This window comes from Rhodococcus sp. 11-3 (genome assembly GCF_023704055.1).
Classification (GTDB): Bacteria; Actinomycetota; Actinomycetes; order Mycobacteriales; family Mycobacteriaceae; genus Rhodococcus; species Rhodococcus aetherivorans.
The window spans coordinates 5,825,305-5,839,255 of the sequence record NZ_CP080406.1 but is presented as its reverse complement, the minus strand read 5'-3'; the positions used below and the strand labels follow the sequence as shown (position 1 = coordinate 5,839,255).

12 protein-coding genes are annotated in these 13,951 nt (G+C 70.2%); 3 read left to right on the top strand and 9 right to left on the bottom strand.

All coding sequences use genetic code 11. The annotated features are described in order from the left end of the window. Positions 1 to 100 precede the first annotated feature (100 nt). From KZJ41_RS27015 to zwf, 4 genes are all read right to left on the bottom strand, one after another. Positions 101 to 1,267, bottom strand: coding sequence for an ROK family transcriptional regulator (locus KZJ41_RS27015; protein WP_006944105.1), 1,167 nt, complete (start codon positions 1,265 to 1,267; stop codon positions 101 to 103). A 184-nt stretch (positions 1,268 to 1,451) separates the two neighbouring features. Further along, complete coding sequence (gene eda, locus KZJ41_RS27010) at positions 1,452 to 2,075, bottom strand: bifunctional 4-hydroxy-2-oxoglutarate aldolase/2-dehydro-3-deoxy-phosphogluconate aldolase (protein ID WP_006944104.1); 624 nt, start codon at positions 2,073 to 2,075, stop codon at positions 1,452 to 1,454. 11 nt (positions 2,076 to 2,086) lie between these two features. After that, entirely contained in the window at positions 2,087 to 3,919 is a 1,833-nt protein-coding gene (edd, locus tag KZJ41_RS27005; RefSeq protein WP_029546631.1) for a phosphogluconate dehydratase, read from the bottom strand. Next, entirely contained in the window at positions 3,916 to 5,379 is a 1,464-nt protein-coding gene (zwf, locus tag KZJ41_RS27000; protein ID WP_006944101.1) for a glucose-6-phosphate dehydrogenase, read from the bottom strand. Before zwf ends, edd begins: the two co-directional genes overlap by 4 nt. A 168-nt stretch (positions 5,380 to 5,547) precedes the next feature. On the opposite strand from zwf, the gene KZJ41_RS26995 reads away from it, so the two are divergent. Then, entirely contained in the window at positions 5,548 to 6,732 is a 1,185-nt protein-coding gene (locus tag KZJ41_RS26995) for an ROK family protein (protein ID WP_043799978.1), read from the top strand. A gap of 5 nt (positions 6,733 to 6,737) precedes the next feature. Here KZJ41_RS26995 and KZJ41_RS26990 read toward each other — a convergent pair whose 3' ends face one another. Then, positions 6,738 to 7,913, bottom strand: a complete 1,176-nt coding sequence (locus KZJ41_RS26990; RefSeq protein WP_102800201.1) for an ATP-binding protein — start codon at positions 7,911 to 7,913, stop codon at positions 6,738 to 6,740. A gap of 171 nt (positions 7,914 to 8,084) precedes the next feature. On the opposite strand from KZJ41_RS26990, the gene KZJ41_RS26985 reads away from it, so the two are divergent. Together KZJ41_RS26985 and KZJ41_RS26980 are read left to right on the top strand one after the other, a co-directional pair. After that, positions 8,085 to 8,699 (top strand): TetR family transcriptional regulator, encoded by a 615-nt coding sequence (locus KZJ41_RS26985; RefSeq protein WP_006944090.1) that lies wholly within the window; start codon positions 8,085 to 8,087, stop codon positions 8,697 to 8,699. Next, positions 8,696 to 10,330, top strand: coding sequence for an MDR family MFS transporter (locus KZJ41_RS26980; protein ID WP_006944088.1), 1,635 nt, complete (start codon positions 8,696 to 8,698; stop codon positions 10,328 to 10,330). The genes KZJ41_RS26985 and KZJ41_RS26980 overlap by 4 nt, the downstream gene beginning before the upstream one ends. Here the strand turns inward: KZJ41_RS26980 and KZJ41_RS28535 are convergent. From KZJ41_RS28535 to KZJ41_RS26960, 4 genes are all read right to left on the bottom strand, one after another. Beyond that, positions 10,248 to 10,634 carry a sigma factor-like helix-turn-helix DNA-binding protein gene (locus KZJ41_RS28535; protein WP_044476360.1) on the bottom strand — a complete coding sequence of 129 codons (387 nt, stop codon included), beginning with the start codon at positions 10,632 to 10,634 and terminating at the stop codon, positions 10,248 to 10,250. The two genes, KZJ41_RS26980 and KZJ41_RS28535, sit on opposite strands and share 83 nt — an antisense overlap. A gap of 207 nt (positions 10,635 to 10,841) precedes the next feature. Further along, on the bottom strand, positions 10,842 to 11,423 hold the full coding sequence (locus KZJ41_RS26970) for an AAA family ATPase (protein WP_006944086.1): 582 nt from the start codon (positions 11,421 to 11,423) through the stop codon (positions 10,842 to 10,844). A 234-nt stretch (positions 11,424 to 11,657) separates the two neighbouring features. Then, positions 11,658 to 13,220 (bottom strand): CotH kinase family protein, encoded by a 1,563-nt coding sequence (locus tag KZJ41_RS26965; protein ID WP_251549901.1) that lies wholly within the window; start codon positions 13,218 to 13,220, stop codon positions 11,658 to 11,660. Continuing rightward, positions 13,220 to 13,897, bottom strand: coding sequence for a DUF4956 domain-containing protein (locus KZJ41_RS26960; RefSeq protein WP_006944084.1), 678 nt, complete (start codon positions 13,895 to 13,897; stop codon positions 13,220 to 13,222). Before KZJ41_RS26960 ends, KZJ41_RS26965 begins: the two co-directional genes overlap by 1 nt. Positions 13,898 to 13,951 lie beyond the last annotated feature (54 nt).

Genomic DNA, 13,951 nt, shown 5'->3' with positions numbered 1-13,951 from the left:
GTCAAGAAATGAATGAAAAAAGCGTCTTGAGACGCTACCTATGTTCGAATTTGAACCTAGTTCTGGACGTGAGTCGGCGCCGAAGCCTCGAAGATGATCTTCAGCGGGGGCTGGCCGCGCGCAGTCCCAGGGCGACCGCCCCGAGTACCTGGGCCCGGGCGCCGAGCGCCGCCGTCCGTACCTGCACGGTGCGCGCGGCGCTGGGCACCGCGTACCGCTCGATCGCGCGACGCAGGGGCTCGAGCAGCAGCTCTCCCGCCAGGGCGAGTTCGCCGCCGATCAGGAGGAGCTGCGGATTGAGCAGGTTGCACAGGCTCGCCGCCGCGACCCCGACGTGGCGGCCGGTGTCCGCGAGCACCCGGGCACACCCGGCGTCGCCGGCCTCGGCGAGTGCCACCACGTCCGCGATCGTCAGGCCGGGCCCCCGGCTCGGCTCGAGCAGCCCGATCACCACGTGCGAGGCCACCATCGTCTCGAGGCAGCCGCGGTTGCCGCACCGGCACACCTGGCCGAACTCGTCGAGGGAGGTGTGGCCGATCTCGCCGGCCGTGCCGGCGCGGCCCCGGTACAGCCGCCCGTCCAGCACCAGTCCGGCGCCGACGCCGTCGGACAGCTTGATGTAGGCCAGGTCGTCCACGCCGCACCCGGCACCCCAGATGTGCTCGGCCAGCGCACCGAGATTGGCGTCGTTGTCGACGTGGACGGGAAGCGCGAGCCGCTCGGCGGCCAGTGCGGCCGGGTCGACGCCCACCCAGCCCGGCAGGATCGACGGCCCGCCGATCCGGTGCGTGGCGGACTCGACCGGCGCGGGCAGGCCCATGCCGACGGCCGCGACGGCGTCGCGTCCGCACCCGAGTTCGACGAGGGCGTCGTCGAGAAGCGCACCGGCCCTTGTTATCCCGTCCTCGGCGCGATGTCCGGTCGCCAGCTCGACCCGCTTCTCGGCGAGGATCTCGTGCGACAGGTCGGCGACGGCGACGGTGAGATGCCGGTGCCCGAAATCGATTCCGACGGCCAGGCCCGCCGACCGGGTGAGCTTCACGGCCCGCCCCCGCTGGCCCGGGCGCTCGGCCGCGGCCACCTCCACCAGGCCGCTGGTGGTCAGTTCCCGCACCAGATTCGACACCGTGGCCGGGGCCAGACCGGTGCGCCGGGCGATCTCCGCCTGGGTGAGTTCGCCACCGGACTGCAGAACCCGAACCACCCGTTGCTGATTGGCCGACCGCAGCGACGACTGCGAGCCGGGGTGGTCGGTGTCCTCACGCATCCGCCCAGGGTACCGTCCCCCGGCGCTCCGCTGGCTCCGGCCGGCGCGGAAGATCTGCGACCGGCCTGGTCGGATGCGCGCGTCACGCGCGCTGGTCGCGGCTGACGGCGAAACGCGCGGATCCAGCAACGTCGAGGGCTCGCCCCCGTCGCGTCCGAGTAGGACGGGGGCGAGCCCGGTCGGCCTACGCCTCGGCCAGGCGTAGTTTCGTGGTCACCTGCGCGAGGCGGGTGATCCGGGCCCAGTCCCGGGTCTGCACCGCATCGGCGGGGGTGAGCCACGAGCCCCCCACGCAGCCGACGTTGGGCAGCGCGAGGTAGTCGGGGGCGGTTGCGACCGAGATCCCGCCGGTGGGGCAGAACCGGGCCGCGGGCACGGGGGAGTGGACGGCCGCGAGGAACCGGGTGCCCCCCGCGGCCTCCGCGGGAAAGAACTTCATCTCGCGGTAGCCGCGTTCGAGGAGCAGCAGCACCTCCGAGACGGTCGCGGCACCCGGCAGGTGGGGCAGTCCCGTGTCGGTCATGGCCTTCAGCAGCGACTCCGTCGCGCCCGGCGACACCAGGAAGCGCGCGCCGGCCGCCGCGGCCTGCGCGGCCTGGCCGGGTTCGACGATCGTGCCGGCACCGACGGTGATCTCGGGAACCTCGGCGGCGATCCGCTCGATCGCCTCGAGGGCGCACGGGGTGCGCAGAGTCAGCTCGATCATCGGCACACCGCCGTCGACGAGGGCCCGGGCGATCGGGACCGCGTCCGCGGCATCGTCTATCACGACGACGGGAACGACGGGGGTCACGTCCAGCAGGCTCATCGGGGTCTCCTTCACGCGGGGTTGGGTTGGAAGACGCTGGCGCCGAGGGTGGCCGGGCCCACGGCGGCCCGCAGGCCCGCGAACAGTTCCCGGCCCGTGCCCGTCCAGGCGTCGTCGGTGGGGGCGTGGCCGGTCGCCACGCGGTCGGCGAGTGTGGCGTCGGACAGGTGCACGCACAGCGAGCCGGCGACGGCGTCGACGGTGATCAGGTCGCCGTCGCGGACGCGCGCGAGCGGGCCGCCGGCCGCGGCCTCGGGCGTGACGTGGATGGCGGCGGGAACCTTGCCGGACGCGCCCGACATCCGGCCGTCGGTCACCAGCGCGACCCGGCGCCCGCGGTCCTGCAGCACCCCCAGCGCGGGGGTGAGCTTGTGCAGCTCCGGCATTCCGTTCGCGCGCGGGCCCTGGTAACGCAGCACCGCCACGACGTCGCGGTCGAGTTCGCCCGCCTCGAAGGCCGTGAGGAAGTCGGCCTGGTCGTCGAACACCCGGGCCGGCGCGGTGACGATGTGGTGCTCCGGGGCGACCGCGGACACCTTGAGCACGGCCTCGCCGAGGTTGCCGTCGAGCACCTTGAGCCCGCCGTCCACGGCGAACGGGTCCACGACGCCGCGCAGCACGGTGCGGTCCAGGCTCTCGGACGGCCCGGCCTCCCACTGCAGCGTCCCGTCGCGCAGCCGCGGCTCCTGCGTGTACCGGTGCAGACCGGGGCCGGCGACGGTGGTGACGTCGTCGTGCAGCAGGCCCGCCGAGAGCAGTTCCGAGACGACGACACCGAGCCCGCCGGCGGCGTGGAAGTGGTTCACGTCGGCCGCGCCGTTGGGGTAGATCCGGGCGAGCAGCGGCACGACGGCCGACAGGTCCGCCAGGTCGCGCCACGTGAGCGTGATGCCCGCGGCCCGCGCGATCGCCACCAGGTGCATCGTGTGATTGGTGGAGCCGCCGGTGGCGAGCAGTGCGACGCAGCCGTTGACGACGGCCCGCTCGTCGACGACCTCCCCGACCGGGGTGAAGGCGGAGCCGAGCGCGGTGAGGCCGGTGACGCGGCGCGCGGCCTCGTCGGTGAGCGCGTCCCGCAGCTCGGTGCCCGGGTTGACGAAGCTCGCGCCGGGCAGGTGCAGGCCCATCACCTCCATCAGCAGCTGATTGGAGTTCGCGGTGCCGAAGAACGTGCACGTGCCGGCGCCGTGATAGGACGCGGCCTCGGCCTCGAGCAGGTCTTCGCGTCGGGCGCGGCCCTCCGCGTAGAGCTGCCGCACCCGGGCCTTCTCGCCGTTGGGCAGCCCCGACGTCATCGGCCCGGCCGGGACGAACACCGTCGGCAGGTGCCCGAAGCCCAGGGCGCCGATCAGCATGCCGGGGACGATCTTGTCGCAGACCCCGAGCATGAGCGCGCCGTCGAACATGTCGTGCGACAACGCGATAGCGGTGGACATCGCGATGACGTCGCGGCTGAACAGCGACAGCTGCATGCCGTCGCGGCCCTGGGTGATGCCGTCGCACATGGCCGGGACGCCGCCGGCGAACTGTGCGATGCCGCCTGCCTCGAGGACCGCGGCCTTCAGCCGCGCCGGGTACTCCTCGAAGGGCCGGTGCGCCGAGAGCATGTCGTTGTAGGACGAGACGATCGCGATGTTCGGCTTCACCAGCCCGCGCAGCGCGGACTTGTCGGCGGGCTCGGCCGCGGCGAATCCGTGGGCCAGGTTGGCGCACGCGAGGCGCCCGCGGGCAGGCCCCTTGTCGGCGGCGGCGCGCAGCCGCTCGAGGTAGGCGGCACGCTCGGCCCGGCTGCGCCGGACGATGCGGTCGGTGACCCGGGCGAGAACGGGATGGACGTGGCTCATGAGGAAGGTCCTTCGTACCAGGCGCGGCCGTCGCGCTCGATGAGGGTGATCGCGTCGGTGGGGCCGGACGTACCCGCCGGGTAGCGGCGCGGCACCCGGCCGGTGCGGTCCCAGGTCTGCAGGATCGGCTCGACCCATGCCCACGCGGTCTCGACCTCGTCGCGGCGCATGAACAGGGTCGGGTCACCCCGCACCACGTCCATCAGCAGCCGCTCGTACGCGTCGGGGGACGGACGGTCGAACGCGTCCACGTAGTTCAGATCCAGCGACACCGGACGCAGGCGGATCCCGCCGGGCCCGGGTTCCTTGGCGGTCATGTGCAGGCAGATGCCCTCGTCGGGCTGCAGCCGGATCACCAGGCGATTGGGTTCGGTGGCGCCCTCGGCCCGGGGGAACATCGGGTGCGGAACGTCCTTGAACTGCACCACGATCTCGGAACTGCGCTTCTCGAGACGCTTGCCGGTGCGCAGGTAGAACGGCACGCCGGCCCAGCGCCAGTTGCGCACCTCCGCGCGCACCGCGACGAAGGTCTCGGTGCGGCTGTCCGGGTTCTCCACCTCGTCGCGATACCCGGGCACGGCACCGCCGTCGACCAATCCGGGTCCGTATTGCCCGGTGACGGTGAATCTTTCGACGTCGTCGGGCGTCATCGGCCGCAGTGCCTGCAGCACCTTGAGTTTCTCGTCGCGCACGGTCTCGCGGTCGACGACCGTCGGCGGTTCCATCGCCACCAGGCACAGCACCTGCAGCAGGTGGTTCTGCAGCATGTCGCGCAGCGCCCCGGAGGTGTCGTAGTAGCCGCCGCGGGTGCCCACGCCGAGGGATTCGGAGACGGTGATCTGCACGTGGTCGATCCACGTCGAGTTCCACAGCGGCTCGAGCAGGGTGTTGGCGAACCGGGTGACCAGCAGGTTCTGGACACTCTCCTTGCCGAGGTAGTGGTCGATGCGGAAGATCTGCGACTCGTCGAACACCTCGCCGACCGCGTCGTTGATCGCGCGGGCGGACGCGAGGTCGCGGCCGATGGGCTTCTCGAGCACCACCCGCGACGTCGGCTCGACGAGTCCGTGCCGGGCGAGGTGATGGGAGATCGGCCCGAACAGCGAAGGGGCGCAAGCGAGGTAGAACACGCGCACGGAGTCCGGGGCCAGGACGTCGCGCAGGGCGGACCAGTCGTCTCCGCCTGCGAAGTCGACGCTCACGTAGTCGAGGCGGTCCAGGAACCGCGTGAGGGTGCCGGCATCCAGCAGGTGGGCGGGTACGAAGCGTGCGAGCTCGCCGCGGACCTTGTCGCGGTAGCCGTCGGTGTCGAGGCCGGCGCGCGCGGCGCCGACGATCCGGCTGCCGGGCGGCAACTGGCCGTCGTGATCGCGCAGGTAGAGGGCGGGCAGGAGCTTACGGACGGCGAGGTCGCCGGTGCCGCCGAAGACGACGACGGTACAGGGAGAGGCGGGTGACATGGCTTGTCCTCCCGAATGAGGGGGTGAGGGCTGTCACTGGCAACCGTAGAACATCTTCCGCACTGAAACAACAAACTTACGCATTTCTAAGAACAAAGTCCGGTTCGACGCAGCACGCCGCGGCTGCACGAGGCGCTCTCGGGTGCGGTTCCTTGGTTCAATGGCGGTATGAGCCGATCCTCCAGCGCGCCCGCCACAGCGGGCGAGGTCTTCGCCCTCGTCCGCGCCGGCGCCGCGACCACCCGAAGCGAGATCGGGCACCACACCGGGCTCTCCCGCACCGCCGTCGCCGCCCGGGTCGCGGCACTCCAGGACCTCGGCCTCGTCGTCGAAACGGAGGAGGGGCCCTCCACCGGTGGGCGGCCACCGCTCACCCTCACCTTCGGGGCCGGCGCGGGCATCGTGCTCGTCGGCGCGATCGGCCGCAGCCGCACCCAGCTCGCCGTCTGCGATCTCGCCGGGGAACTGCTCCGGACCGAGGACCTCGAGCAGGAGATCGGGGCGAGCCCGGGCGAGCTGATGCCGAAGATCGCCGCGCACCTCGCCGACCTGCGCGACGCGCTCGGTCCCGGCGCGCCCCGCACCGTCGGCATCGGGGTGAGCCTGCCGGGCACGGTGGACACGGTCCGCGGCTGCAGCCTCGACTCGCCGATGATGGCCGGCTGGGACGGTGTCGAGCTGCAGCCCTTCCTCGCCGGCCTCGGTGCGGCGCCGGTGTTCGTCGACAACGACGCGAACGTCATGGTGCTCGCCGAAAGGCTCGGCGAACGACGGAAATTCGATGACATGCTCCTCATCAAGGCGTCCACGGGCCTCGGTGCGGGCATCGTGTCGGGCGGTGTGCTGCAGCGCGGCGCGGTGGGCGCGGCCGGCGAGATCGGGCACACCAAGACCGCCGCCGCGCAGGGCGTCCTGTGCCGCTGCGGCGACGTCGGCTGCGTCGAGGCGATCGCCGGGGGCTGGGCCCTGGTCCGCGACCTGCAGGAGCAGGGCCGGGACGTGACCCACATCCGCGACGTCGTAGCCCTCGCCGTCGGCGGGGATGCGGAGGCGCGCCGCATGATCCGGGACAGCGGCCGGCGGATCGGTGAGGTGATCGCCGGTGCCGTCAACCTCCTCGACCCGGCGGTGCTCGTCGTGGGTGGCGACATGGCCGAGGCCTACGACGTGTTCGTCGCCGGACTGCGCGAAACCCTCTATCGCGACGCGGTGTCCGTGGCCACCCGCGCCCTGCAGATCCTGCCCTGGTCGCACGGCGATCGCTCCGGGATGATCGGCTGCGCCTCCATGGCTCTCGACCAGGTGCTCAGCGTGCGCGCCGTGGACCGGATGGTGGCCGAGCGGGGCCGCTGATCCGGCTACTCCGCCGGTTGACGGCGGATGAAGTCGGCCATACCCGGGACGGTGAAGGCGATGCGACCGTGCTCCGGTGCCCAGATCAGGCCCTTGCGGATGGCCGAGTTGCGGACGTCGCTGACACCGGTGGCGGTCGAGCCCATCAGCTGGGCGACCTTCCCGGACCGCGGGGTCTCCTCGCCGGTGGCGGCGAGCGCGGTGAGGTAACGGCGCTCGCGGTCGGTCGCCCGGTTCCAGCGCGACGGGAAGAATCCCTCGTCGAGGTGACGCCGGCCCACCTCGACGGCGAGTTCGGCATCCTCGAGCTGAAAGGGGCTGTGTGGAGCGATGTTCCAGATCGCCTTCCCGTACTCCTGGAGGAAGTACGGGTAACCGCCGCTGGCCTGGACGAGCACGGCGAGCGCGTCGTCGGTGAAGTCCCCGCCCTGACGGCGTACCGGGATGCGCAGGGCGTCGGCTGCGGCCGCCGGGGTGAGGGGGCCGATGGTGCTGTAGAGGAACTGTCGCTCCGCGTACGAGCGGTTGCCGGCCAGCACCGCGGGAAGATTGGGTAGTCCGGCGCCGATGAGGAAGAACGGCCATTCGCGCTGGCTCGCCCGGTGCTGGACGGCGAGCAGCGCCGACAGCAGATCGGAGTCGAGGTCCTGCATCTCGTCGATGAACAACCCGAATGCGCTGGATCTGGGCCGCAGTTCGGCGGTGATCGCTTCGACGAGTTCCTCGAGGTCGAGATCGATGTCGCCACTGGCTGCCGGACGCTGGTCGAGGGAGAAGCTTGCGGTCGCCGGGCCGAGGCCGAGGCCGAGGGAGAAGCCGCGGGCGAGGTCGATGAGCGGGTCGATCGCGTGCTGGATCCGGTGCTTGCGGCTGTAGCGGCGCAGTCCGACCGTCAGCTCCTGGGAGAGCTTGGCGCGGACCGCGGTGGTGCCGGCCTCGCTGGGGCGGGCCTCGATGGCGATGGTGAGCCATCCCTGCCGGTCGGCGTGCTCGACGAGGGTGTTGAGCAGGGTCGTCTTCCCGACCCCGCGCAGTCCCGACAGGATCGGGCCACGGTCGTAGTTCTGCCGTTTGCTGCGGGCGACCAGGAGTTCGAACGCCCCGATCTGCTCGTCGCGCCCCTCGAGCGCCGGCGGCCGGAGTCCGGAGCCGGGCTTGAACGGATTGAGCTCGAGGTCCATGGGGCGAGTATAGAGACTTATGGAGTTCTATCTGAAGTTCTCCATAAATGACCATAACGTCCCATAGTCGCCCGCAGACACCAGGCTTCTTTGCACTCTCGGGACAATGGTGCAATCATGCACTCTATGGATGAAAGTGCAACAACTCCGTCCGGGCGGCGGAACCGCCGGATGGAGCGCACCAGAGCCGCACTCGTCGGCGAGGCGCGCGCGCTCACCGCCCGACATGGTCTTGCCGGGTTCACCGTGGAGGAACTCTGCGAGCGGGTGGAGATCTCCCGGCGCACCTTCTTCAACTACTTCCCGTCCAAGGAGGACGCGGTCCTCGGCGAGCCCCCGCTCAGCCTGACCCCCGAGGAGGAGGACGCCTTCGTGGCCGCCGGGCGGCACGACGGGGACGGCATCTCCCCCACGCTGCTCCAGGACCTCGTCGCGGTGATCCTCACCCAGATCGGGCGCACCGACTTCACCCGCGAGCACGCGAAGCAGTACCACGACATCATCCACCGCGAGCCGCAGCTACTGCCCCGCATCCTGCACAACGGCGAGGCCCAGCTCCGGCGGTTCGCCGAGGTCGTCGCCCGGAGAGAGAACCTGCCTCCCGACGATCCGCTGCCGCGGACCGTCGTCTACGCGCTCGCCGACATCACCCGGCACACCGCCGACGAGTTCTTCGGCGACGACACCGATCGACCCTTCGCGGAGCTGCTGCTCCGCAACCTCGACATCGTCCGGCGACTGTTCGGACAGCGGCTCGACCCCATCGAAACGGCAGGAAACCCGTGACCGCAACGTCGTCCCGGCCCGCGGCACCACCGTTGGTGCTCACGCAGCGCCGGATCTGGCTCATCTTCTCCGCGCTGATCGCCGGCATGCTGCTGTCGAGCCTCGACCAGACCATCGTCTCCACCGCGATGCCGACCATCGTCGGGCAGCTCGGCGGCGTCGAACACCAGGCCTGGATCACCACCGCCTACCTGCTGGCGACCACCATCGTGATGCCGATCTACGGAAAGTTCGGCGACGTGTTCGGCCGCCGCACCCTCTTCCTCGTCGCCATCGCGGTGTTCACCCTCGCCTCCGCCGGCTGTGCCTTCGCCACCGACTTCTGGTGGTTCGTGATCTTCCGCGCGATGCAGGGCCTCGGCGGCGGCGGCCTGATGATCCTCTCCCAGGCCATCATCGCCGACATCGTCCCGGCCGACCAGCGTGGCAAGTACCTGGGTCCGCTCGGTGCGGTCTTCGGTGTGGCCGCCGTCGCCGGCCCCCTGCTCGGCGGCTTCTTCGTCGACCACCTGACCTGGCACTGGGCCTTCTACATCAACCTGCCCGTCGGCGTGCTCGCCTTCGCGATCGCCTGGTTCACCCTCACGCTGCCCACGAAGCGGCCCGAGAAGAAGGTCGACTTCCTCGGCGTGCTCACCCTCTCGGCCGCCACCACGTGCCTGATCCTGTTCACGGACTTCGGTGGCGACCGGGGCTGGACGGATCCGCTGACCCTCGCGCTCGCCGTCGGAGTGCTCGTCGCGGCAAGCCTTTTCGTCCTCGTCGAGTCCCGCGCCGAGGATCCGATCATCCCGCTGTCGCTGTTCCGCAATCCGATCTTCGTCAACGCCACCGCGATCGGCTTCACCGTGGGCCTCGGCATGTTCGCGGCGCTGGCCTTCATGCCGACGTTCCTGCAGATGTCGTCCGGCACCTCGGCCGCGGTCTCCGGCCTTCTGATGATCCCGATGATGGCCGGCCTGATGGCCACCTCGATCGCCTCCGGCATCGCAATCACGAAAACCGGTCACTACAAGGCGTATCCCATCGCCGGTGCCCTCGTCACGGCCGCCGCGATGTTGTGGCTGACCACCCTCGAAGGCAGCACGCCGCTGTGGCTGATCTGCACGATGCTGTTCACCCTCGGCCTCGGCCTGGGTCTGATCATGCAGGTGGTCGTTCTCGTGGTGCAGAACGCCGTGCCGCCCACCGAGATCGGGACCGCGACCAGCACCAACAACTACTTCCGGGAGGTGGGCGCGTCCCTCGGCGTGGCGGTCTTCGGCACGATCTTCACCAACCGGCTGGCCGAGAAGCTCACCGCCGTGTTCACCGGAGCCGGGGCCTCCCCGGAGCAGGCCGGCCAGGCGACGGCGACGCTCGATCCCGCGGCCCTGAACCAGCTGCCGGACTCCGTGCGCACCGGCGTGGTCGACGCCTACGCCGACTCCCTCGCACCGGTGTTCTGGTACCTGATCCCATTCCTGTTGGTGGCCTTCGTCATCGCGTGCTTCCTGCGGCAGATCCCGCTGTCGCACGAGGCGGGCATGGTCGCCCGCGGTGAGGCGGTCACGGAGGAACAGCTGACGCACGCGGCAGGCGCGCGACCGCACCCCGCCGAGGCCGAGGCCGGGAGTCGCCCGGCCCCGTGACGGCGCCCATGCGCGCGGGGTCGGCCAGCGCCGCCCGAAGGCGGGACAACGCGCGATGCTGACCCACACGAACGGCGCCGGGCGTCGTCCGCAGGACGGCGGCGGACTCCTCCACAGACAACCCCTCGACCACCCGCAGGCGCAGGATTTCGCGTTGCCTGCGGGTGAGCGTCGAGAGCAGCGCGTCGACGTGCTGCCGCTCGCAGCGCAGCACGCGCAGCTCCGGACCGTCCCTCTCGCATACGGAGTCCGGCCGATTCCCGCGTGCGGCGGCGGTATCGACGGCCTGGGTGGGAGTTGTCATCGAGTCGTGCCTTCCTTGCTGGGGCATGACGCATCGCGTCTGTTCACGCACCCACACAACCGGACGACCCTCGGGCGTCCATGGGAGTGAGCCGTGGATCTGCTGGGAAGTGCGCCTTCGGTGAACCCGACACGTGTCGGGGACACCGGTCACCGAGGTGCCGATGCCACTGCGGTGCCGGAGATCGTCACTGCGTACCGGAGATCGTCACTGCGCGCACGGGGATCCGCCGCCGAGTGCGCAGCGGTCCGTCCCGTCCTGCGTCAGCAATCCGAACACCCGGCTCTTCGCATCGTCGCGAGTGGTGACGACGACGTGGTCCCACGGACCCCCGGCCGGGGCGTCGTCCTCGCGGGTGAGGTGCGGTCGCAGAGCCGTCCACCGATGCCAGTGCCGCGCGAACGACGACTCGTTCACCACGCGCCCGCGAGCGTGCTGTCCGGCCCGCGCGACATCGCGGGGCACGTCGAGGAAGACCAGCACCGGCGTCCAGCCTCGACGCCGTGCCAGGCGGGCCGTCCAGTCGCGTCGGCGCCTGCGCGTGGCGGTGTCGTGAACGGCCACAGGTCCTTCGCTCCGGTGCGGTCCGGCCAGGAGGGTGCGCACCACGTCGAGGGTGTGCATGAGATGGACCAGTGGCCGATACCAGCGATACGGCAGGCCCGGCGGAAGCGCGGCGGCGAGGCGTTCGGCCCGGCGCTCCGGATCGAGAACGGTCAGACCCGGGATGTCGTGCTCGATCCGGCGAAGCAGGGTGCTCTTACCCGCTCCGGGAACGCCACCGGTCATCAGGAAGACGGCACCGGTGTCGCGCCCGGACGGGTGTCCCGGGTGGGGGACCGTCGGGGCTGAGGTGGTTATGACGATTCCTTTCCCTGCGGGCAGATTCGTGATCGATTCTGCCGTCTCCAGGATGCCGGCAGGGACTGGGCCGACGCTGAGTCCTTCCTGAGGTCCGGCTGTGAAACCGGGCCGCACCTCGCGCCCGGCGCTCGCGCCTCGTCCGGTCGACTGTCACGCAGCTCAGCTGTCACGCAGCTCCGCGAGCGCAGCGGTGCGCTGTTCGATCCAGGACCGCATCGAGTCCGCGCTCGACTGGAGGGAAGCGGCCGGGAGTGCGTCGCTGACAGGGACGGTCGAGACCAGGGTGTCGAGCACCTCGATGGCGCGTCCGCTGCCGTACATCTGTTCGTGGAGGTCCCGGTAGGCGTCCTCGTAGACCTGGGTGAAGGCGTCGGATTCGAGGAACCGTGTCTTCAGGCTGTTGCCGGACTGCACCCGGCCTGCCCCCTGCCCGCCCTGCGGTGCAGCTGCGCCCGGAGGCAGCATCCCACGCGGCTGGGGCATGGTGCCGGGGTCGGCCGCCGCGGTGCCGGCCTCGCCCTGCCCGGGGCCGCCCATCGCGCCGGGTGTCATCGAGACGGTGTCGTGCGGGCCGGTGGTGACATCGCCTTGCATGGCCAGGTTCAGGTCCCAGGACACGACGGAGAGCTTGCCCGTCTGCAGGTCGTACCAGAGGTAGTAGTTCTGGCCCGGCCCGCTCATGTCGTCACCGTTGACGAGCAGGTTCTGCGTGGCGACGTACCGCGCGAACGAGTCCACGTCCACCCACTCCGACAGGTGTGCGCCGAACTCCTCGTCGCTCGCCGAGTCCAGCCATTTCAGGAAGCTGACGACCGGCTGCAGGTTCCCCGTCCCGACCGCATTGATCTGCTCGAACTGGTCGGCGTAGTCCGACTGGTCGTCGCCGATGTACTCGAACCGCGACGACGCGTCCGCCTTGTACAGGTAGCCGTCGGAGTCGAACAGGGAGTTCGCATACGTGTCGTCGGGGTGTTCGAGCAGCAGGCGCGTGGTGGTGGCGCTGTCGTTGACCGAATAGACCGTGTACGCGTAGCGCTGCGTCGGCTGCCCGGTCTCCGCGGTCAGCGACAGGGCCATCGCCTCGTTGAGCACGGGCGAGCCGGGACGCACCGAGATTTCGGTCATGCCCTGGTAGGCGCGGCCGCCGGCGTTCTCGTCGAAGCTGATGAGCAGCGGCAGCGACGTCGGATCGTCCTCGGACGCCTGCGACATGCCGCCCGGGCCGCCCATGGCCGCCGGATCGAATCCGTCGGGCAGCTCCATCCCCTCCGGGGGCTCGAAGCCCTCGCCGCCGGGCCCGGCGTCCTCGCCGCGCACGCCCATGAGGGTGGAGTTGCCCTTCAACCGCACCGAGACGTCGGTGATCAGCGTGCCGTCGATGGTGACATCGGCGGTGACCCACTTCTTCTCGCCGGTGCTCTGGAAGGCGGTGATCATCTCGTCGTATTCCGCGTCGGTGATCTCGACCGACAGTTCGTGCGGGACCGAGGCGTCGAACAGGTCCACCGTGCCGGTGATGTTGTCGGTGATCTCCGAGGCGATGATCGTCGGGTCGCCGGTGATGTACGGGCGGATGCGGGTCGCCCCGAACACGGTCGCCAGGATCGTCACGAACGCGACGAACACAGCCAGGAGTTTCCAGTGCCGGCGCAGCGACGTCGGGACCCGGTGCCGGAGCCGGCGCCGCGGCGGCGACTGTCCGGCGGTGGGTGTGTCGTCCATCAGATGTCCGTCTGGTCGTATCCGGTCAGGACGGTCACCCGCTGGCCGGTGTTGACCGCACTCAGGGCCGAGATCAGCTCGTTCGGCTTCGTGCCCTTCTTCAGCTGCGCGGTGTAGTACAGCTCGGTCAGCGCACCGGAGCGAACGGATTCGGTGGAGACCAGTTCGAACTCGGAGCAGTACCGGATGAGCACGTCCTCGACCAGCGCGTTGTACTCCTGCTCCGGCGGCACCTGCACCTTCACGACCTGACGCTGGACGTCGAGCTTGAACCAGTTGAACTTGTTCATGATCAGCAGCACCAGGCAGATCGCGATCGTCGCGGCGATCGCCAGCAGGTAGAAGCGGGTGCCGGTCGTCATGCCGACGGCCATCACCAGGAAGATGAAGCCTACATCGCGAGTTTCCTTGATGGCGTTGCGGAATCGAACCACCGACAGGGCGCCGACGAGTGCGAACGCGCGGGCGATGTTGGAGCCGACGACCAGCATGATCAGCGAGATCACCATGCCGACCAGCACGAGGGTCTGCACGTAGGACTGGCTGTAGGAGACGTTCCTGTGGGTGTGGCGGTAGACCCAGCCGATGATCGAGGCGAGCACGAACGACAGCGACAGCGACACGATGATGTCGAACGTCGTGAACGTCCCGCTGAGGTCTTGCAGGTCGAAATTCATGATGGTCCTGGTTCGGTGTAGGGACGGGAACGGCGCCCGTGCGGGGGACGCGGG

Excerpts from the sequence above, each read along its gene's own strand:
- KZJ41_RS26970 (WP_006944086.1), bottom strand. The coding sequence starts at position 11,423 with ATGACCGGTGGCGTTCCCGGAGCGGGTAAGAGCACCCTGCTTCGCCGG.
- zwf (WP_006944101.1), bottom strand. The coding sequence starts at position 5,379 with ATGTCACCCGCCTCTCCCTGTACCGTCGTCGTCTTCGGCGGCACCGGC.
- KZJ41_RS26995 (WP_043799978.1), top strand. The coding sequence starts at position 5,548 with ATGAGCCGATCCTCCAGCGCGCCCGCCACAGCGGGCGAGGTCTTCGCC.
- KZJ41_RS26990 (WP_102800201.1), bottom strand. The coding sequence starts at position 7,913 with ATGGACCTCGAGCTCAATCCGTTCAAGCCCGGCTCCGGACTCCGGCCG.
- KZJ41_RS26960 (WP_006944084.1), bottom strand. The coding sequence starts at position 13,897 with ATGAATTTCGACCTGCAAGACCTCAGCGGGACGTTCACGACGTTCGAC.
- KZJ41_RS26965 (WP_251549901.1), bottom strand. The coding sequence starts at position 13,220 with ATGGACGACACACCCACCGCCGGACAGTCGCCGCCGCGGCGCCGGCTC.
- KZJ41_RS27015 (WP_006944105.1), bottom strand. The coding sequence starts at position 1,267 with ATGCGTGAGGACACCGACCACCCCGGCTCGCAGTCGTCGCTGCGGTCG.
- eda (WP_006944104.1), bottom strand. The coding sequence starts at position 2,075 with ATGAGCCTGCTGGACGTGACCCCCGTCGTTCCCGTCGTCGTGATAGAC.
- KZJ41_RS28535 (WP_044476360.1), bottom strand. The coding sequence starts at position 10,634 with ATGACAACTCCCACCCAGGCCGTCGATACCGCCGCCGCACGCGGGAAT.
- KZJ41_RS26985 (WP_006944090.1), top strand. The coding sequence starts at position 8,085 with ATGGAGCGCACCAGAGCCGCACTCGTCGGCGAGGCGCGCGCGCTCACC.
- edd (WP_029546631.1), bottom strand. The coding sequence starts at position 3,919 with ATGAGCCACGTCCATCCCGTTCTCGCCCGGGTCACCGACCGCATCGTC.